The 752-nt window shown below is 56.8% G+C and carries 1 protein-coding gene; it reads left to right on the top strand.

What is annotated here, in order from left to right; all coding sequences use genetic code 11:
• Positions 1 to 294 (top strand): integrase core domain-containing protein (locus tag BMS17_RS29495; RefSeq protein WP_175649054.1); only part of this gene is annotated, 294 nt, incomplete at its 5' end.
• Positions 295 to 752: the final 458 nt, after the last annotated feature.

Genomic DNA, 752 nt, shown 5'->3' with positions numbered 1-752 from the left:
CTGATGTTTCACTCAGATCAGGGATGTCAGTACACCAGTCGCAAGTTTCAAGAAGAGCTGCTGCAACACGACATTTTGCAAAGCATGAGTCATCGCGGGCAGTGCTGGGATAATGCGCCGACAGAACGCTTTTTCGGCACGCTCAAGTCAGAGTGGGTGCCTCGTGGCGGTTACAGCCTGATCGAGGAAGCCAAAACCGATATCGTGCGCTTCTTCATGTACTACAACCGCACCAGACTCCATAGCTATAACGACTACCTGTCGCCAATAGCCATGGAGCAAAAAGCGGCATAAACACCGTAATCGGTGTCCGAGATTACTTGACCAGTTCAGCCCGGCTCCCACAGGGAATGAGTACGCCGGCAAGAGATTGGTCGGCTGGCAGGCCGCCATCGCGGGCAAGCCCGCTCCCACAAAAAGCAAAACAACCCACATCTGCTCTTGCCCCTCACCACTCATCAGGCCGAGCGTTAGCTCGCCTACAGCTTTTGATCTTGATCCACCCGCCCCTTCGGGAGGCTGAGTGGAGGTGTTCATCCGGGGAGTGGCGCGCAGCGCCGTTCGACGCAGTCGAACACGCTGCATGTAGGTCGAAGCGAAGCCGACCGGAGGGCAGTGTCCCCGGAGGGATACCGGAGCGAAGGAACGCCGAGCCCCAGCGAGGGGCCGGACGCTCGGGGCGAGCCTTTTTTTGCTTACTTTTTTTTGGCGTTTGAAAAAAAAGTGAGTCGCCGTAAGGGCGAAACCCTAAG

This window comes from Pseudomonas sp. C9, from assembly GCF_002000165.1.
In the GTDB taxonomy this organism is placed as follows: Bacteria; Pseudomonadota; Gammaproteobacteria; order Pseudomonadales; family Pseudomonadaceae; genus Aquipseudomonas.
The sequence above is the reverse complement of the archived record's forward strand: the minus strand, read 5'-3'. Positions and strand labels throughout refer to the sequence as shown.